The organism is Actinoplanes sp. NPDC048796 (assembly GCF_040650035.1).
Taxonomy (GTDB): Bacteria; Actinomycetota; Actinomycetes; order Mycobacteriales; family Micromonosporaceae; genus Actinoplanes.
In genome coordinates this window covers 441,330-458,991 of the sequence record NZ_JBEZGO010000001.1, presented here as the reverse complement: position 1 = coordinate 458,991, position 17,662 = coordinate 441,330, and the positions used below count along the sequence as shown (strand labels likewise).

Here is a 17,662-nt window from a genome sequence, read left to right as displayed (position 1 = left end):
GGAGAGGCGAAAAGACCGACAATTTCAGGAGGCTGCTACCACATTGCTGCCCTCGATTCAGGGCTTTCTCCGATTTGGTGGCAGCGGGCTGAGGTGCGACTGATACTCCCTACGATTCCGGCACCTTGGAGGTCGAGTACCCATGTCTCAGCGTTCGCGCCGCGCCGCACTGGTCTGTGTCGTGGCGACACTTGTGGTTGCCGGGGGTGCGGCTGGGCCCGCTGCCGCGGCGGTGACCACGCTGCCGTTGACCCTCAGCAGTCCGTCGGGGCAGACCGGGGGTGGCAACGTCATCGTCGGTACCGTGACGGCCAATGCGGCCACGCCGACGCCGTTCCCGGCCGGGACCAAGCCCATCGTGCAGTTCCAGTTCGTCTCGGCCAGCGGGTCCGCCTGTGCCGGCACGGTCAAGCCGGTCACGCAGATCGCCGGCTCCGGCGGGGCGACCACGGCCGGCGTGCTGACCGTCGACCCGGCCAACGTTCTGCGGATCACCTCCACCAAGATTTCGTTGAAGGTGCCGTCGAGCCCCTACCCGGCCACTGACGCCCAGGGCGCCGCGAGCACCGTCAACCCGAACGGCCTGGCGCTGCTCGCCGACCAGGCGTCGGCTCGGTGGAACGTCTGCGTCTACGACAAGGAGGGCGCGTCCGGCAACCTGATCGCCGCGACCACGTACACCGTGGCGGTCAAGCCGACCATCACCTCGATCATCCCGGCCGGCAGCCCGGCCGCGGGCGGGCAGACGATCACCGTCAACGGCACCGGGTTCAGTGCCGTCGCCGGCACGACCAGCGCGACCGTCGGCGGCGTGGCGCTCACCAACATCAAGGTGGCGGCGAGCGGCAACAGTTTCACCGGGACGACCGGGCCGCGGGTCGCCGAGGGCAATCTCGCGCTGATCGTGACCGCTCCGGGCGGGAAGGTGAGCAGCCTCGACCCGGACAACAACGCCAACGCGACCGGTTCGCCGATCCCGTTCACCTACAGCAACGGCATCTCGATCGCGCCGAACACCGGGCCGGTCAACGCGAAGGTCACCATCGACGTCGTGGGCGCCGGCTTCTCCAGCCTCAACTTCGACCGGCAGGCCCCCTCGAACAGCGCCAACGCGCACGTGTTCCTGGTCAAGGACGCGTATCTGCCGGCCACCAACCGGGGCGCGGCCGAGTGTGTCCTGGAGGCCGTGCTCCGCGACACCGAGCTGGTGTGCACCCTCGACCTGACCGGGGTGAACGAGGGCGCGTACATCCTGACCCTGGTCGAGAACGGCCTGTCCAGCGCCACCCTCGCCGACGCCAACCCGACCCTCGTCACCAGCGGCGCCACGTTCACCGTCGGCCCTTATTAGGAATGCCTTACCTCATTTAATTTAATGAGTGTGTAGTTTCGTTTACCGCCGGGAATGGTTTATCGTCGGGTTGGACGGGATGCGTTAAATGGGAGGCGATGAATCATGACTCAGGCTCTGGAAATGCCCCGGGTGCAGACCTGTACGGTGACCCAGTGTGGCTACAACCACGACGGCTGTACGGCGTTCGCGGTCACCATCGGCAGCATGAACGCGGAGTGCGACACGTATGTCGAGACCGGCGACAAGGGCGGCACCGGCAAGCCGCTGGCCCAGGTGGGGGCGTGTAAGCGGTCCGACTGCGTGCACAACGGCGACCTCGAGTGCCACGCGCCGGCGATCGTCGTGGGCGCGTCCGGCGACAAGGCCGACTGCCTGACGTACGAGGCTCGCTGAAACGGATTCGAGAAAGCGCCCGCAAACCGCTGCGGGCGCTTTTCTACAGGTAAGGCTCGCCTTTATTAGGTGAGCCTTTCTTTATGTGGGGTTGACGCGGGAAGTAGTCCGAGCTAGGTTGTTCTCAGTTCGAGTCAATCTCAGGGTGAGGACAACATGGCGAGCGAAGCGGAGTTCCTGGCCGGGTACGACCCGGGGGCCTACCCGGCCGTCGCGGTGACCGTCGACGTGGTGGCGCTGACCATCCGCGACGGGCGGCTCTGCGTCCTGCTGGTCGAGCGCGCCGAGCACCCGTTCGCCGGCCGGCGGGCGCTGCCCGGCGGCTTCGTCCGATCCGAAGGACTCGACGACGCGGCGCTGCGGGAGCTCCAGGAGGAGACGGCGCTGGGCAAGGTTCATCTGGAGCAGTTGCGGACGTACGGCGATCCCGGCCGTGACCCGCGGATGCGGGTCTTCTCGGTGGCCTACCTCGCCTTCGCGCCCGGACTGCCCGAACCCCGGGCCGGCTCCGACGCCGCCGGCGCCGAGTGGGTGCCGGTCGAGCAGGCGACCGGGCTGGCCTTCGACCACGACACGATCCTGGCCGACGGGCTCGACCGGGCGCGCTCGAAACTCGAATACACGCCGCTGGCCACCGCGTTCGTGGGCGACGAGTTCACCATCGGCGAGCTGCGGCAGGTCTACGCCTCGGTCTGGGGCGAGGAGCTGCACGCCGGCAACTTCCACCGCAAGGTGCTCTCGGTGCCGGGCTTCGTCGAGAGCACCGGGGCCACCACGGCCCGCGGCGGCGAACGCGGCGGCCCCCGGGCCAAGCTCTACCGGGCCGGCGACGCCCAGCTGCTGCACCCGGCGCTGCTGCGGCCCGCCCGCGAGGACGGTGTGCGATGACGTTCCTCGAGGCGGTCGAGAAGATCGAGGCGGCCACGACGTACGCCGATCTGGACGAGCGCGACGGTGACGACGCGTACCGCAAGCTCGCCAAGGCCGTACACCCCGATGCCGTGACCGAAGCGCAGAGCGCGACCGCCACCAGGGTCTTCGCCAAGCTGGCGCGGCTTTACGAACAGCGATCGGTGCTGGTCGGCGACATCGCGGACCTGCGGCCCGGCGAGGGCGGGCTGGTCAAGGTGCCGCGCGATCCGGCCGACAACGATCTCATGGAGGCCGAGGCGGCGGCGCTGACCAGGCTGTGGACGAACGGAGACCCCAAGTTCCGGCCGTACGCCCCCCGGCTGCTCAAGACCTTCCTCCACGAGGACGGGCAGCGGCGCCGGCGGCGGGTGAACGTTCTGGAACGGCTCGACGGGTTCGTTCCGCTGGCGAACCTCCAGGCGAAACTCGACCCGCGCGACGCGGCCTGGATGTGGCGGCGGCTGCTGACCGGGCTCGGCTGGGCCCACCGGGCGGGAGTCGTGCACGGCGCCGTCTTCGAGGAACACGTGTTGATCCACCCGGAGCAGCACGGCGTCGCCCTCGTCGACTGGTGCTACTCGGGCGGCCGGGTCAGCGCCGTCATCAAGAACCGCCACTACCCGCCCGAGGTCAAGCGGGACCGGACGGTCACCCCGGCCACCGACATCTACCTGGCCACCGCCCTGATGGCCCGGATCACCGACATGCCCCCGCCGATGCGGCGGTTCGCCGACGGCTGCCTCTACGACGCGCCGCGCATGCGGCCGCAGGACGCGTGGTCGCTGCTCGGCGAGCTCGACGACCTGCTCGACAACCTCTACGGGCCGCGCACGTTCCGGCCCTTCAGCCTCTAAGGAGTACGACATGGGAAGCGGACGCTGGTCCACCGACGTCTACACGGCCGCCGCGAACTACCGGGCGCGCAGTGGCAAGAGCGCCTTCGACTACAGCGACAGCGGCGCCCGTACGGCGCACCCGGCTTTGGACCCGAAGAACCAGAACCGGGAGAGCCGGGACAGCGAGGAACACCCGTTCAGTACGCCGATCGCGGTCATCTTCGACGTCACCGGCTCGATGGGCCACGTGCCCCGGGCGCTTCAGACGAAGCTGCCGCAGCTGCTCGGCCTGCTGACCCGCAAGGGATACGCGACCGACCCGCACCTGCTGTTCGGCGCGGTCGGCGACGCCACCTGCGACCGGGTGCCGCTGCAGATCGGCCAGTTCGAGTCGGACAACCGGATGGACGACGACCTGGCCCGCATCGTGCTCGAAGGCGGCGGTGGCGGCCAGAAGCGCGAGTCGTACGAGCTGGCCATGTACTTCATGGCCCGGCACACGTCGCTCGACGCCACCAAGCGCGGCCGGCGCGGCTACCTGTTCCTGATCGGCGACGAGATGCCGTACCCGAAGGTCAGCCGCAAGGAGGTCAAGCGGTTCCTCGGCGAGGACCTGCGCGAGCAGATCAGCACCGAGGACCTTCTGGCCGAGCTCCAGCGCAAGTACGACGTGTACTACCTCATGCCGAGCGCGGCGAGCTGGGGCGGCGACCGCGAGATCCTGGCCCGCTGGCGGGGGCTGCTCGGGCAGAACGTGCTCGAACTGGACGACCTCGACGCGGTCTGCGAAACCATCGCCGTCACGGTCGGCCTGGGCGAGGACACCATCGACCTCGACGAGGGCCTGTCGCACCTGGTCGAGGCCGGTTCGAAGCACGGCGGCACGGTCGGCAAGGCCCTGGCCCCGCTCCAGCGCGGCACGGTCGTGCGCTCGTCGCTGACCATCGGTTCGGCCGGCAGCGGGAACGAGCGGCTGTGAACGAGCACGTCGCGGTCGTCGACCTCGGGTACGGCGACGCCGGCAAGGGCACCGTGGTGGACGCGCTCTGCGTCGCGAGCCCGGTGCGGGCCGTCCTGCGCTTCAACGGGGGAGCGCAGGCGGCCCACAACGTGATCACCGAGGACGGGCGGCACCACACGTTCAGTCAGTTCGGGTCGGGCACGCTGCGGGGCGTGCCGACCCACCTGACCCGGTTCATGGTCGTCGACCCGCTGGCCCTGGCGGCCGAAGCCTTGCATCTGGACGGCGCTTTCGAGCTGCTCACGGTGGACGGCGACGCCCTCCTCGCCACTCCGTGGCATCGTGCGGCGAACCGGCGGCGGGAGAGCGAACGCGGCGGGTCCCGTCACGGTTCGTGCGGGATGGGCGTCGGCGAGACCATGGCGTACGCGTCGGAGCACGCCGACGCGCCCCGCGTGGCCGACACCCGTTCCCGTACCCGCCTGCGCCGGCTCTTCGCCTCTCTCGCCGATGACCTCGGCCCGATCGACGTTCCGCTCGACGACGTGGTGGAGGCGTTCGCGCTCTTCGGCGACACGGTGTCGATCGTGGACGGGCGGCACACCGGGAGGCTGCTCGGTGAGGGGCCGTGCGTCTTCGAGGGCGCGCAGGGCGTGCTGTTGGACGAGTGGCGCGGCTGGCACCCGCACACGACGTGGTCGACGACGACCTTCGACAACGTGGCCGCGCTGTGCGGATCGTTCAAACGGCTCGGGGTGGTGCGGACGTACACGACCCGGCACGGGGCCGGGCCGTTCGTCACCGAGGACCCGTCGCTGGCGCTGCCGGAGGCACACAACGGAACCGGGGAATGGCAGGGCGCCTTCCGGATCGGGCACTTCGACGCCGTGGCCCACCGGTACGCGGTGGAGGTGGCCGGCGGCGTGGACGGCCTGGCCGTCACGCACCTCGACGCGCCCGATCGCTGCGCCTCGTTGCGCGCCTGTACGACGTACTCCATCGACGGGGTCGACGTCGACCGGCTCGCCCCCGGCCCCTTCCGCGATCTCGGCTATCAGGCCGAGCTGACCGCGCGGCTGTTCCGGGCCCGGCCCGGCCGGATGGAAAGGCCGCACGACTGGCCGGCCGAGATCGGTGCTCTGCTGGGCGCGCCGGTCGACCTCGAGTCGTACGGTCCCACTTCGGCTGACAAAAAGTTCGTGTGAGACTCCTTCTCATGCCACTTACGGGAGAGTACGAGCCGAGCACGTCCGAGTGGGCTCGCAAGCAGGCCGAGAGCTACGAGGAGTCGGACGGCGCCCGCTCCAACGAGATCCAGGGGAAGCCGATCGTCGTGGTGACGTCGGTCGGCGCGAAGAGCGGCAAGCTGCGCAAGACGCCGCTGATGCGGGTCGAGCACGACGGCGAATACCTGGCGGTGGGCTCGCTGGGCGGCGCGCCGAAGAATCCGGTGTGGGTCTACAACCTGCGCGAGAACCCCAGGGTCGAACTTCAGGACGGTACGGCGAAGCACGAGTACGAGGCCCGCGAACTGTCGGGTGAGGAACGCGACGTGTGGTGGAAGAGGGCGGTGGCGGCGTTCCCGAACTACGCCGGCTACCAGACGAAGACGACGCGGCTGATCCCCTTGTTCCTCCTGACGCGCGCCCCGATCGGGCCATCTGCCTGAAAATCGGGTGCCGTTCGGGCATCGAAGCTCGATCATGGAGTGATGCGCACTCCCCACCAGGCCGTTGACCGGCTCGGCACCCGGCACGACGCTGCCGTGGTGCCGGCCGTCGCCGCGCCGCTGCCCCTGGCCGGGGCGGTGGACGACGGCGACCGCCTCGTCGACGTGGTGGATCTGCTCGCGCTGGACGGTTTCGTCACCGGCCGCGAGCCGTTCGGGCGCAGCCGCTACCTGGAGAACGTGAAGGCGGACGCCCCGCTGACCGCCGACGGCGCCCGCCTGGTGCGCGACGCGATCGACGAGGACGGCCAGGGCCGCCTGTCGGTCGGCGAGGGCTGGACGCTGCACGTCACCCGCTGGAAGCAGAGCCGCCGGGCGCGGGTGACGGTCACCGCGGTCACCGCCGAGCTGGCCGAGTCCATCCTCGAGACGGCGACGAGGGACGCGGTGGAGGAGCCGGCCCCGACAAGCGACAGCGTGCCGATCGGCTTCTGGCACTTCGGCCCGCACGGCCCCCGCCGAGTCCAGCGCGAAATCGACGCGGCCCCCTGGGCGGACATCTCGGCGAACTACGCCGGCCCGGTGACGCGGACGCTGGAAAAGCTGATGGCTTTGGACGGTACGGCGGTGAACGGCCGCCTCCTGCTGCTGCACGGCGAACCGGGCACCGGCAAGACGACGGCCCTGCGGGCGCTGGCCCAGCAGTGGCGCTCGTGGTGCCAGGTGGACTGCGTGCTGGACCCGGAGCGCCTGTTCAGCGACCCGGCGTACCTGATGAGTGTGGCCCTGGGCAGCGACGACGAGGACGAGCCCCGCTGGCGCCTGCTCATGCTGGAGGACTGCGACGAGCTGATCAGCGGCGAGGCCAAGGCCAGCGCCGGCCAGTCCCTGTCCCGCCTGCTCAACCTGACGGACGGCCTGCTCGGCCAGGGCCGCAACGCGCTGATCGCCATCACCACCAACGAGGACCTGGCTTCCCTGCACCCGGCGGTGGTCCGCCCGGGCCGCTGCCTGGCCAGCATCGAGGTGGGCCGCCTCCCCTACCCCGAGGCGGTGGCCTGGCTGGGCACCGCCCAGGGCGTACCCCCATCGGGCGCCACCTTGGCCGAGTTGTACGCCCTCAAAACCGGCACCGAGCCCGTAACAGTCCCCAAAACCGAGCCCACCACAGGCATGTACCTGTAACCAGCTCCGCCCGTGCTCCCTGCTTCCTTGGCCTGCTTGCGCGGCGCCGTCCTGCTTCCCAGGCTTTCTGGTGCGGCGCCGTCCTCCTTCCCGGGTTTTTGGTGTGGCGCCGTTCTGCTTCCCGGGCTTTCGGGGCGGCGCCGTTCCGCGTCCTTACTCGCGTCTTCTCGCTTCGTGGTCAGCGCAGGCCGACGACGGCGGCGTCGGTGCCGCCACGCCACAGGACGCCGGCCTCGGTGTAGCCGGCCACGCGCAGGGCGTCGACGTGCCACAGCGCCGGCGGCGTCCACTCCTGGCTGTGGCGCGTCGCCGGATAGATCCGTTCGCGCTCAACCGCTTTCGGCGCCAGGAACTCGTCGGCCGCCGCGGCCGCCCACCAGTCGCCCCACGACGTGGCCGCCCCCGTGGCGTAGCGCGCCTCGCGCAGCTCCCGGGCGTGATCGCGCAGCCGCCCCGACAGCGTCGGGAGCGAGTCCTCCGGCATGTGGTCGGCGTTCACGAAGATCCCGCCCGGCCGCAACACCTCCCGGATCTCCCCGTACAGCGTCGCCACCCGCTCGGCCGGCAACCAGTGCAGGGCCGTTGCGGTCAGCACCGCGTCGAACCCTTCCTCCGGCAGCTTCGCCCGCCAGCCCGAGTCACCGAGGTCGGCGTCGACGATCGTCGCCCGCTCCCGCAGCGACGCGCCGGCGATGGCCAGCAGCACCGGATCCTGGTCGAGAACTGTGACCGTAGCGCCCGGGAACCGCGCCAGCGTCCGCAACGAGATCGTGCCGGTGCCACCGGCCAGATCGAGCACTCGTGGCGGCTCCCCGCCGGTGACCGCCCCGACCGCGTCGAGCATCGCCCGGAACCGTTCCTCCCGGTCGGGCATGAACGCTTCCTGCTGACGGTCCCAGCTTTCCTGCCACACCAGCGGGTTGCTCAAGTAAGCACTCATGCCGCTAACGCTAGTTACCGTTCCAGGCGCTCACAACCCGTTCCCACTGTCATCGACCACCCGCCTTCCGGCCCCGATTTCGACCGCCCGCTTTCCGTTCGGCGTCATCGGTCGTTCGCTTTCCGTTCGGCGTCATCGGTCGTCCGCTTTCCGTTCGGCGTCATCGGTCGTTCGCTTTCCGCTCGCCGTCATCGGCCGCCCGCTTGCGTTCGGCGTCATCGGCCGTCCGCTTTTCGCTCGTCGGTGAGGCGCTCGGCGAAGGCTTTCAGGTCGCGGCGCTCGATGGCGGCGGCCATCAGTTCCGGGAACGCGTCCGGCGTACAGGCGAAGGCCGGCACCCCGAGCGCGGCCAGCGCCGCCGCGTTCTCATGGTCGTAGGCCGGCGCTCCCTCGTCCGAGAGGGCGAGCAGCACGACCACCTGCACCCCGGCCGCGGTCATCTCCGCGACCCGGCGCAGCATCTGCTCCCGTACGCCGCCCTCGTAGAGGTCGCTGATCAGCACGAAGATGCTGTCCCGCGGCCGCGTGATCAGCTGCTGGCTGTAGCCGATCGCCCGGTTGATGTCGGTGCCCCCGCCGAGCTGCGTACCGAAGAGCACTTCGACCGGATCGTCGAGCTGGTCGGTGAGATCGACGACCGCGGTGTCGAAGACGACGAGCGACGTACGCAGCGACTGCATCGACGCGAGCACCGCGGCGAACACGCCGGAGAACACGACGGACGCCGCCATCGACCCCGACTGGTCGACGCAGAGAACGACGTCCCGCTGTACGGCGGTGGTCCGCCGCCCGTACCCGATCAGCCGCTCGGGGATCACCGTGCGGTGCTCGGCCTGGTAGTGCTTGAGGTTGGCCCGAATGGTCCGGTCCCAGTCGATGTCGGCGTGCTTCGGGCGGTTGATCCGGGCGGCCCGGTTGAGCGCCCCGCTCACCGCCGCGCGGGTCTGTTGCGCGATGCGCTTCTCCAACTGCTCGACCACCGTACGGACGACTTGGCGCGCCGCGTCCTTGGTCTTGTCGGGCATGACCCGGTTGAGCGAGAGCAGCGTACCGACCAGATGGACGTCCGGCTCCACCGCCGCCAGCATCTCGGGCTCGAGCAGCAGCCGGGTCAGGTCGAGCCGATCGATCGCGTCGGACTGCATGACCTGCACCACGGTGCTGGGGAAGTACTCACGGATGTCGCCGAGCCACCGGGCCACCTTCGGCGCGGAACTGCCCAGCCCCGCCGACCGCTTGCTGCTGCGCTCACCCTCGCCGTCGGCCCCGCCCGCGTCGTAGAGCGCCGCCAGCGCCGAGTCCATCGCGCCGTCACGCCCCTCGGCTTTGCCCAGCGCCTCCTCCGACGACCCGCCGAGCACCATCCGCCAGCGCCGCAGCCGCTCCCGCTTCGCCGGATCCACGGCACCCGCCTCGGCCGTACCCTCGCCCTGGCTCATCGCCCCTCCAAGCTCGCATGCACACCAGCCGCCAGCCCCACGGGCGCGCCCGCACTGCCTGCGCCCCCACTGCCAGCGCCCGCACTGCCCGCGCCGCCGCTGGCCGTGCCGATGCTGCTTACGGTCGTGCGGGTGCTGGCGTTCGGGCTGATCTCGTGGCCCAGCAGAGCGGTAAGCGTGGGCAAGGCAAGGTCGGCCCGTTCCGGGTCGAAGCCGAGGTTTCCCGCCTCGTCTTCCGGCGCGGCTCGCGGACCGGCCAGCCGTTCGCCGATCGCCCGCCGCTCGCCCGCGTCGAACGCGCCGAAGGTCCGCCGCAGCAGCGGCAGCACGTCGTCGAAGGCGTCGGCCGCGATGTCGGCGAGCCAGTCGTCGAGCAGCGCCAGCAGGGCGTCGTCGTGCACGAGCAGGAGACCGCCGCCGGAGAGGAAACCCTCCACCCAGGCCGCCCCGTGCGCCGGCGGCGTGCCGACGGTCAACGGCAGACGCAGCCGGCGGCGCACCTCGGCCCCGTCGAGCCGGCCCGCGTCGAGCAGCAGCCGGGTGAGCCGCCCGGCCAGCAGCCCGTGCAGGTCGGCCCGCCCGGCCACCGACTCGAGCGTGGACAGCCAGCGTTCCCGCAGATCGTCGTCCTCGAGCAGGCCCGCCGCCGCGTGTACCCCGTCGATCCGGTCGCGCAGCAGCTTGGCGGCCTCGTCGGAGACCGAGCCGACCGCCGACGGCAGCCCCGCGCAGACCCGCCCGAGCAGGCTCGCCGTCACCGTCGCCAGCCCGGCCACGTCGGTGCGGCGAACGTCGCCGTACCGAAGCGTGCGCGCAAGCGCCGGGATCGCCGCCATCAGATGGTTGATGTCGGCGTCGAGGGCCGCGCGCACGTCGAGCGCGGCGAGCACTTGCGGGTACGCCTCGGTGAGGTCGGCCAGCAGACACGTCTCGACCAGCGCTGTCACGTCGGCCAGCGTTTCCGCCCGATCGGCCGCCCGGACCACCTTGGCCGTGGCGGCGGCGGCCACGGTCGTGCCGTACATGCTGCCCTCGACGAGGCGGATGGCGAACTCCGGCTGCCACCGCAGCCGCCACTCCTCGCGGAACGTACCGGTGCCCCGCCGTGTGGCCGTCGGCTCGCCCCAGGGCACGTCGAATGTGCGGAGCCTGTGCAGCAGCCGGCTGCGCCGCAGATCGGTCTCCTTGCGCAGGTCGAGGTCGAGGGCGCGCTCGAGGGCTTCCGGTTTGAGCCGGGCCGCCCGCTGCTGCGCGGCGAGGTCTTTGGCGAGCGGCACAGCCGGCATGTCGTCGGGCACGGCGCCCAGGCGCTCACCCACCACGAGCTTGCGGTTGATCAGCTCGACCCGCAGCGGCTCGCCGTCGCACATCACGGCCTCGGCGGCCTCGGTGACCTCGGCCAGCCCGGCGAGGGGCCGTCCGCGCATGGTCGCCAGCGCCTCGGCCAGCCGCGCCGCCTCGATGACGTGCGCCGACGAGGTCGGCACACCCTCGGCCCGCAGTACGCCGGCCGCGTCGACCAGCCAGCGCGGCACCACCTCGTCGGCCGAGGTGAACAAATGGTGGTACCACCCCGGGGACCGCACGCCGGCGCCATAACCGGACCACGAGGCCAGCCGCCCGTACGTCCACGGGACCCAGGTGAAATCGACCTTGGCTTTCCGGCGCCCCTTGAGCAACGCGGCGTCGTCCTTGATCGCGACCTTCCGGGTCAGCGCGGGCACATGCCAGGCGCCGCAGACGACGGCGATCTCGTCGTACTGCTTGCGGGTCTCTCGCAGGACAGTACGCATGTACGCCTCGCGCACCAGGTCGTCGGGATCCTCGGGAGAGCTGTCCCGGATCGCGGTCATGGCTTCGGCGATCGCCTCGAACGCCGGCATGCCCCGGTGCTCGACGACGTCTTCCCACCAGCGCTCGGGATCGTCGTACCCGGCCGCCGCGGCCAGCTCCCCGATCGGGTCGACGGGCCGGCGAGGGCCCGATTCCCCGTCCGGCGGTGATCCCGAGTGGTCGTCCGGCCCGGCGTCGGCGGGCTCGGACCCGTCCGTGTCCGGCTCCGCGTGGTCATCCGGCCCAGCCGGGTCGGCGTCGGGTTTCGCCGGGGACGGCGTCGGCCCGGGGCTGTCGCCGGTCAGGCGGTAGGCGAAGGGAAGGTCGAAGAAGCGGACCGGCACGTCGTGTTCGACGGCCCATCGGATCGCCTGCCACTCGGGGGAGAAGACGGCGAACGGCCAGAACGCCGCCCGCCGCGGATCGTCGGCGGCGTAGCCGAGCAGCGCGACCGGCGGCTCGAGTCCGTTACCGGCGACCCACCGCACCAGCCCGTCGGCTTCCGGCGGGCCCTCGACCAGCAACACCTGGGGGCGCTGCCGGGCGAGCTCCTGCACCACGGCCCGCGCCGATCCGGGGCCGTGGTGACGGATGCCGTAGAGCCGCTCAGGCATCGCGGGCGGCCCGATAGAAATCGCGCCAGTTGGCGCGCTCGCGCACGACCGTCTCGAGGTATTCGCGCCAGACGACGCCGTCGGAGACCGGGTCCTTGATGACGGCACCGACGATGCCGGCGGCCACGTCGCCCGGGTGCAGACGGCCGTCGCCGAAGTGGGCGGCCAGCGCCATGCCGTTGGTGATGACCGAGATCGCCTCGGCCGTGGACAGGGTGCCGGTCGGAGACTTCAGCTTGGTGCGGCCGTCCTCGGTGAGGCCGCTGCGCAGCTCGCGGAAGACGGTCACCACCCGGCGGATCTCATCGAGCGCCGCCGGAACCTCGGGCAGGTCGAGCGAGCGGCCGAGCTGCTCCACACGCCTGGCCACGATCTCGACCTCGTCGTCGGCGGAGGCCGGGACGGGCAGCACCACCGTGTTGAAGCGTCGGCGCAGCGCGCTGGAGAGCTCGTTGACCCCGCGGTCGCGATCGTTCGCCGTCGCGATCAGGTTGAATCCGCGCTCGGCCTGCACCTCGGTGTTGAGCTCCGGCACCGGCAGCGTCTTCTCGGAGAGGATGGTGATCAGCGCGTCCTGCACGTCGGAGGGCACCCGGGTGAGCTCCTCGAGGCGGGCGATCGAGCCGGTCCGCATCGCCCGCATGACCGGGCTCGGCACGAGCGCCGCGTCGGTCGGGCCCTCGGCCAGCAGCCGCGCGTAGTTCCACCCGTAGCGGATCGCCTCCTCAGCCGTGCCGGCCGTGCCCTGCACCAGCAGCGTCGAGTCGCCCGAGACGGCGGCGGCCAGGTGCTCGGAGACCCACGTCTTGGCCGTGCCGGGCACGCCCAGAAGCAGCAGCGCCCGGTCGGTGACCAGCGTGGACACCGCCACCTCCATGAGGCGGCGCGGGCCCACGTATTTCGGAGTGATCTTCGCGCCGTCGCCGAGCAGGTAGGTGACCACGGCCTGCGGCGACAGACGCCAGCCGGGCGGGCGGGGACGGTCGTCGGTGGAGGCGAGCAGAGCCAGCTCCTCGGCGTACTGATCCTCGGCGTGCGGGCGCAGTGCGGTCACGCGAACTCCTCATGTCTGACGGCCCGTCCGGCCGGTCTTTCCGGTGAAAACGCTACTGGGTACCTCTGACAAAAATTCCGTTGTGGATCTCGGTCTAGGTCGTCAATTCGTCGAACATCTCCTGGCGGAACGTCAGCGTGCGGGCCAGGTCGGCGACCGGTCTGACCCGGGACGCGTCGGCGGGCTCCTGGTCGAGCTGAAGGGCGAGGCGGCCGACCAGATCCGCATATGCCGGGGGCATGGCCAGCGCGGCCGCGCGGCACAGCTCGCCAAGCTGCCAGCTGTGCCGGTCGTTACGGGCCCGGTGGGCGATGGTCTCGAGGACGGCGACCGACAACTCGTCGGGCCAGCGGCCCGGATGAATGGCGAGCAGCCGATTGGCCATCGGGTCCTCGCGGCGCAGCGCGTCGGCCGCGAGCCGGCCCAGCTCGGCGGCCGGCAGCACCAGGTGCAGGTCCCACCGCACCGACTCGCGCAGCGTCCCGCTCACCTCGTTGAGCAGGATCGTTGCCCAGGCGACCTCCTCCTGCGCCACCGCGGCCTTGGCCCAGCCGTGCAGCAGCGGGGACTCCCAGTCGTTGCCCCGCGCGAGCCGCAGCATCGTGGCGGGGTCGGACCACGTGTCGAGCGGCGCCCCGGCGACGATCTCCTCGAGCAGCCAGGCGCTCACACCTGTGCCGCGCGCCGGCGTGGAGGCCACGCCGTCACGCCGCAGACCCGGGTCGAGTTCGCCGGGCGGGGTGACGATCAAACGGTCGGACCCGATCACGCGGCGTTCCCGTCGCACGGCGGCGCGGGCCCGCTGCGCCATCCGGTCGCGAAGGCCGGAGCCGGGCAGGCGGCGGAGCAGCTCGAGCGCGGCCTCGCGGACCTCCTTACGGCGATCGTCGAGGGCGCGCTCGAGGAACGGATCGTCGGCCATGGACAGGCCGGTGGCGAGCGCGGCGATGAAGCGCGCGCGGTCGTCGGAGGAATCCCGCGACCACGTGCTCTCCACCAGCTCGCGGGCGCCACCGGGATCAGTCGCCCGCAGTGCGGTCAGATGGCCGAGCCGCTCGCCGGAGCTGCCCGTCTGCCAGTCGAAGGCGGCGGCCGGTGACGGCGACTGCGCCTCGTCACGCAGCCAGCGCCACTCGTCGCGCATCCCGGCCAGCCACACGCCCCGCGCGCCGGCGACCTGGGCCAGCGCGGGCCGGATGATCGAGTTGCGGCGGCCGGCGTCCAGCAGCGCCGGCAGGGCGACCGGTGGAACGTGCGCGCCGAGCTCGCGCGCGGCCGCGAGCCACTGGCTCAGCAGTTCCTGTGCGAGCTGCGCGCCACCGGGCACGCCCTCGCCCAGGATGCGCATCAGCCTCGCCCCGGCGGGACCCGGCAGCGGGGCCGTGGTCTCGACCGGGGCGGCGGCCACGGCCGGATGGCCGGTGGTGGCGGGCTGGACGCCGGCCCGGCGCCGGGTGAGCGCGACAGCGGCGGTGTCGAGCAGCGGCGAGTCACCGGACCACGGCCGCCGGTTCGTCCCGACCAGTGCGGCCGCGAGCAATTCGGGTGGCAGCTCGGGCCGCCGGGGAGCGCCCGCGGTGGGCATCGGCGGGCCGGCGGCCACGAAACCGCCGTCGGCCCACGCGGCGAGGGGGCGAAGACCGGCGGGCGACCACTCGCCGGCCACTGTCGCGGGCCGGCCGCCGGCCGCGGCGAGCAGCCACCACGGCTCACTGTGGCCGGGCGCCAGCGGCAGGGCGGCGCCCGTGCTGTCGACCAGCCAGCCGTCGTCGCTCGGCGTCACTCCGGAGAGCAGAACGGGAGCGTCGAACCGCCAGGGCTCGGCGGCGACCGTGACGCTGTAGCTCAGGAGCGCGTCGGTGATCGTGGCCGCGCCGTCGGGAGCGCTGAAGGGTTCGGCCGCGCTGTCGCGGCTCGCGACGAGCGCGCGCAGTGGGGCCGCGCCCGGGTAGAACGCCAGCTCGCCCCGGAACTCCGTGCCCGGCACGAGGTCGGAGGTGAGCGGCTGGCCGGGCGCGGCGAACGAGAGGATCAGCGCGAAGTGGCCCCGCGACCCGCGCAGCCACGTGCGCCGGGTGGTCAGCGCGCCGTCGTCGACCTCGACCTGGCCCAGCACCTGCCAGCGGTCGGTGACGTGCGGGCCGGCCAGAACGTCCTCGGTGGCGACGGGAAAGCCGATCCGGGTACGGACCGTGGCGGCGAGCTCGGGTGGCAGCTCGGCGAGGCGGTCGTACCCGGTGACCAGCAGGCGGAGGAGGGCCAGCTCGCCGAGCAGACGGTCGGCCCAGTGCGGCCCGATGCCGGCCACGGTGCCGAGGCGGCGCACGGCGCTCGCTGCGGTGGGCGCCTGCGCGTCGACCAGGCGGGCGGCCATCGCCTCGAACGGCTGATGGCCGGCCCGCTGGGCACCGGCCAGGCCCTGGCGTATCTGATCGTCGAGCCAGCGGCGCAGCTCGGTCATGCCGCCGGCCACCCGCTCGGCGCGCTGCTCGGCCCGCTTGGCCGCGGCAGCCGGATCGGGAGTGGCGGCGGACCGCGGCTTGGCCGTCGCCTTGGCCGCGCGGGCCGCCTGCCATTCCCGGGCGAAATCGGGCGCCGGTGCCGTCGCCACGCCGGTGTCGGCCCAGAGCAGCAGCAGACCGAGGGCGTGCTTGCACGGGATCTTGCGGCTGGGGCAGGAACACCGGTAAGCCGGGCCGGTCAGGTCGACGCACACCTGATAGCCCCGGCACTGTCCCCAGAGGATGTCGTCGAGCCGCCCGGTCGCCGACCACGACAGGGGCGCGGAGAGGCCGCGGCCGGCCTTGATCGAGGCGGCGTCGGGGGCGAGCGTCTCGACTTGCGCGGTGGACCATCGTTCAACGGACACGAGAAAACCCTAGGCCGCGGGTACGACAGTTTTCCCGGCACCGGATCGCCTCGGCGAGTGCCATGATCGAACCGACCGAGAAGGAGAAATGATGAAGGTCGTGGTCTTCGGTGCGACCGGCATGGTCGGTCAGGGCGTCCTGCGGGAGAGCCTGCTGGCGCCGGACGTCGAACAGGTGCTCGCGGTGATCCGTACGCCCACGGGGGTCTCGCATCCCCGCCTGCGGGAGGTCCGGCTGGACGATTTCGCCGATCTGAGCCCCATCCGCGACGAGCTGCGGGGTTACGACGCCTGTTTCTACTGTCTCGGCGTGTCGTCGGTGGGCATGGACGAGGCGAAGTACGCCCGGATTTCGTACGACTATCCGATGGCCGCGGCCCGTACCTTCGCCGAGCTCGACCCGCAGACCACCTTTGTCTACGTGTCGGGCGCGGGCACCGCTCCGCAGGGCCGGCAGATGTGGGCGCGGGTCAAGGGCCGTACCGAGCAAGAGATCATCGACCTGCTGCCCAACGGCTATGCCTTCCGGCCCGGCATCATCCAGCCCACGCGGGGTGTCCGGTCGAAAACCGGCTGGTACAACACCGTCTACACGCTCCTGGGGCCGGTGATTCCGCTCCTTCAGCGGGTCGCTCCCCGCTACGTCACGACCACCGACCGGGTCGGGCAGGCCATGCTGAGGGCGGTCCGGGTCGGCTTTCCCCAGCACATCGTGGAGAACGCCGAGCTGCGCTGATCTCATCGCCAACTCCCTCGACGGAAAGTATCTCGACATCGAGATAAAAGCCCGCTAGCCTCTCGTTGTCAAGAAGCTCGACATCGAGACAATGGTGAGGTGGAGACGGATGGACACCTGGCTGATGACCTGGCCGCAGGGCTCGACCACCCTCACGAGCGCGTGCCGCTCTCGCACCCGTCCGCCGGTGGTTTCCATGGCCCACGCGATGGGGGCCAGACGGCGAGCCGCGACGGCGTCGACTGGATCGTCGACCAATGGGCACACGAGCGTCCCGACCTCGATACGACGGCCATGGCTGTCTTCGACCGGATCGCCGACCTTTCCCGCATCGCCGGTGAGCGGGTGGAACGGGCCTACGCCGAATTCGGGATAGGCCGTCCCGAGTTCGACGTGCTCGCCACTCTGCGCCGCGCCGGCGATCCCTTCCAGCTCTCGCCGGGCGAGCTCGCCGCCTCGATGATGCTGAGCACCGGTGGCACCACGGCCCGCCTCGACCGGCTGGAGAAGGCCGGACTCATCGAGCGGCTGCCGTCGCCGAGCGATCGCCGGAGCGTCCTGGTCCGCCTGACCGAGGCGGGCTACGAGGTGGTCGAACGGGCGGTCGGAGCCGGGCTCGCCGAGCAGCAACGCCTTCTCGAGGAGTTGCCCTCCGAGAAGCTCCAGCAGCTCGACGAACTGCTGCGAGAGGTGTTGCGCGTTTCGGGCGGCGCCCGCGTCACCGGTGACGCGCGCTGGTGGGGTCCGGCCCGCGACGGTGGGCCGGGCGACGCGCGCGGCGGACGGGGCCGCGGGCGGGGCCGGTCCTGACCGGCCGGCGCGGCCTTCACCACCGCCGCGCCCTCGACGTCCGATCGGGTGGCTGCC

At 71.6% G+C, this 17,662-nt stretch carries 15 protein-coding genes; 10 read left to right on the top strand and 5 right to left on the bottom strand.

The features are described 5' to 3' along the window. Positions 1-304: 304 nt before the first annotated feature. From AB0C26_RS02205 to AB0C26_RS02170, 8 genes are all read left to right on the top strand, one after another. Positions 305-1,351, top strand: coding sequence for an IPT/TIG domain-containing protein (locus AB0C26_RS02205; protein WP_360240125.1), 1,047 nt, complete (start codon positions 305-307; stop codon positions 1,349-1,351). 105 nt (positions 1,352-1,456) lie between these two features. Beyond that, positions 1,457-1,747 (top strand): DUF1540 domain-containing protein, encoded by a 291-nt coding sequence (locus AB0C26_RS02200; protein WP_097327373.1) that lies wholly within the window; start codon positions 1,457-1,459, stop codon positions 1,745-1,747. Between the two features lie 156 nt (positions 1,748-1,903). Beyond that, a complete protein-coding gene (locus AB0C26_RS02195; protein WP_360240121.1) occupies positions 1,904-2,635 on the top strand; it encodes an NUDIX domain-containing protein in 732 nt (243 codons plus the stop codon). Then, a complete protein-coding gene (locus AB0C26_RS02190; RefSeq protein ID WP_360240118.1) occupies positions 2,632-3,513 on the top strand; it encodes a molecular chaperone DnaJ in 882 nt (293 codons plus the stop codon). Before AB0C26_RS02195 ends, AB0C26_RS02190 begins: the two co-directional genes overlap by 4 nt. 10 nt (positions 3,514-3,523) lie before the next feature. After that, positions 3,524-4,474, top strand: a complete 951-nt coding sequence (locus tag AB0C26_RS02185) for a hypothetical protein (protein ID WP_360240115.1) — start codon at positions 3,524-3,526, stop codon at positions 4,472-4,474. Further along, complete coding sequence (locus tag AB0C26_RS02180) at positions 4,471-5,661, top strand: adenylosuccinate synthetase (RefSeq protein WP_360240112.1); 1,191 nt, start codon at positions 4,471-4,473, stop codon at positions 5,659-5,661. The genes AB0C26_RS02185 and AB0C26_RS02180 overlap by 4 nt, the downstream gene beginning before the upstream one ends. An 11-nt stretch (positions 5,662-5,672) precedes the next feature. Then, positions 5,673-6,125 carry a nitroreductase family deazaflavin-dependent oxidoreductase gene (locus tag AB0C26_RS02175; RefSeq protein WP_360240109.1) on the top strand — a complete coding sequence of 151 codons (453 nt, stop codon included), beginning with the start codon at positions 5,673-5,675 and terminating at the stop codon, positions 6,123-6,125. 42 nt (positions 6,126-6,167) lie between these two features. Next, positions 6,168-7,310, top strand: a complete 1,143-nt coding sequence (locus AB0C26_RS02170) for a DUF5925 domain-containing protein (RefSeq protein ID WP_360240106.1) — start codon at positions 6,168-6,170, stop codon at positions 7,308-7,310. 178 nt (positions 7,311-7,488) lie between these two features. Here AB0C26_RS02170 and AB0C26_RS02165 read toward each other — a convergent pair whose 3' ends face one another. The 5 genes from AB0C26_RS02165 to AB0C26_RS02145 all read right to left on the bottom strand — a co-directional run bounded on the left by AB0C26_RS02165 (position 7,489) and on the right by AB0C26_RS02145 (position 16,059). Beyond that, positions 7,489-8,250, bottom strand: coding sequence for a class I SAM-dependent methyltransferase (locus AB0C26_RS02165; RefSeq protein ID WP_360240103.1), 762 nt, complete (start codon positions 8,248-8,250; stop codon positions 7,489-7,491). Between the two features lie 215 nt (positions 8,251-8,465). After that, on the bottom strand, positions 8,466-9,689 hold the full coding sequence (locus tag AB0C26_RS02160) for a VWA domain-containing protein (protein WP_360240100.1): 1,224 nt from the start codon (positions 9,687-9,689) through the stop codon (positions 8,466-8,468). Then, positions 9,686-12,136: a DUF5682 family protein gene (locus AB0C26_RS02155; RefSeq protein WP_360240097.1), complete on the bottom strand. Its 2,451-nt coding sequence runs from the start codon at positions 12,134-12,136 to the stop codon at positions 9,686-9,688. The genes AB0C26_RS02160 and AB0C26_RS02155 overlap by 4 nt, the downstream gene beginning before the upstream one ends. Further along, positions 12,129-13,190, bottom strand: coding sequence for an AAA family ATPase (locus tag AB0C26_RS02150; RefSeq protein WP_360240094.1), 1,062 nt, complete (start codon positions 13,188-13,190; stop codon positions 12,129-12,131). Before AB0C26_RS02150 ends, AB0C26_RS02155 begins: the two co-directional genes overlap by 8 nt. A 94-nt stretch (positions 13,191-13,284) precedes the next feature. Then, positions 13,285-16,059 (bottom strand): DUF5691 domain-containing protein, encoded by a 2,775-nt coding sequence (locus AB0C26_RS02145; protein WP_360240091.1) that lies wholly within the window; start codon positions 16,057-16,059, stop codon positions 13,285-13,287. 91 nt (positions 16,060-16,150) lie between these two features. On the opposite strand from AB0C26_RS02145, the gene AB0C26_RS02140 reads away from it, so the two are divergent. After that, on the top strand, positions 16,151-16,795 hold the full coding sequence (locus tag AB0C26_RS02140; protein ID WP_360240088.1) for an NAD-dependent epimerase/dehydratase family protein: 645 nt from the start codon (positions 16,151-16,153) through the stop codon (positions 16,793-16,795). Between the two features lie 99 nt (positions 16,796-16,894). Beyond that, the gene (locus AB0C26_RS02135) at positions 16,895-17,605 is read left to right on the top strand and encodes a MarR family transcriptional regulator (protein ID WP_360240085.1); all 711 of its coding nucleotides are present in this window, start codon (positions 16,895-16,897) and stop codon (positions 17,603-17,605) included. Positions 17,606-17,662 lie beyond the last annotated feature (57 nt).

What these genes read in the sequence shown, in the direction of transcription:
- AB0C26_RS02140 (WP_360240088.1), top strand. Translation starts at nt 16,151, where the DNA reads ATGAAGGTCGTGGTCTTCGGTGCGACCGGCATGGTCGGTCAGGGCGTC.
- AB0C26_RS02160 (WP_360240100.1), bottom strand. Translation starts at nt 9,689, where the DNA reads ATGAGCCAGGGCGAGGGTACGGCCGAGGCGGGTGCCGTGGATCCGGCG.
- AB0C26_RS02185 (WP_360240115.1), top strand. Translation starts at nt 3,524, where the DNA reads ATGGGAAGCGGACGCTGGTCCACCGACGTCTACACGGCCGCCGCGAAC.
- AB0C26_RS02165 (WP_360240103.1), bottom strand. Translation starts at nt 8,250, where the DNA reads ATGAGTGCTTACTTGAGCAACCCGCTGGTGTGGCAGGAAAGCTGGGAC.
- AB0C26_RS02170 (WP_360240106.1), top strand. Translation starts at nt 6,168, where the DNA reads ATGCGCACTCCCCACCAGGCCGTTGACCGGCTCGGCACCCGGCACGAC.
- AB0C26_RS02190 (WP_360240118.1), top strand. Translation starts at nt 2,632, where the DNA reads ATGACGTTCCTCGAGGCGGTCGAGAAGATCGAGGCGGCCACGACGTAC.
- AB0C26_RS02200 (WP_097327373.1), top strand. Translation starts at nt 1,457, where the DNA reads ATGACTCAGGCTCTGGAAATGCCCCGGGTGCAGACCTGTACGGTGACC.
- AB0C26_RS02195 (WP_360240121.1), top strand. Translation starts at nt 1,904, where the DNA reads ATGGCGAGCGAAGCGGAGTTCCTGGCCGGGTACGACCCGGGGGCCTAC.
- AB0C26_RS02175 (WP_360240109.1), top strand. Translation starts at nt 5,673, where the DNA reads ATGCCACTTACGGGAGAGTACGAGCCGAGCACGTCCGAGTGGGCTCGC.
- AB0C26_RS02155 (WP_360240097.1), bottom strand. Translation starts at nt 12,136, where the DNA reads ATGCCTGAGCGGCTCTACGGCATCCGTCACCACGGCCCCGGATCGGCG.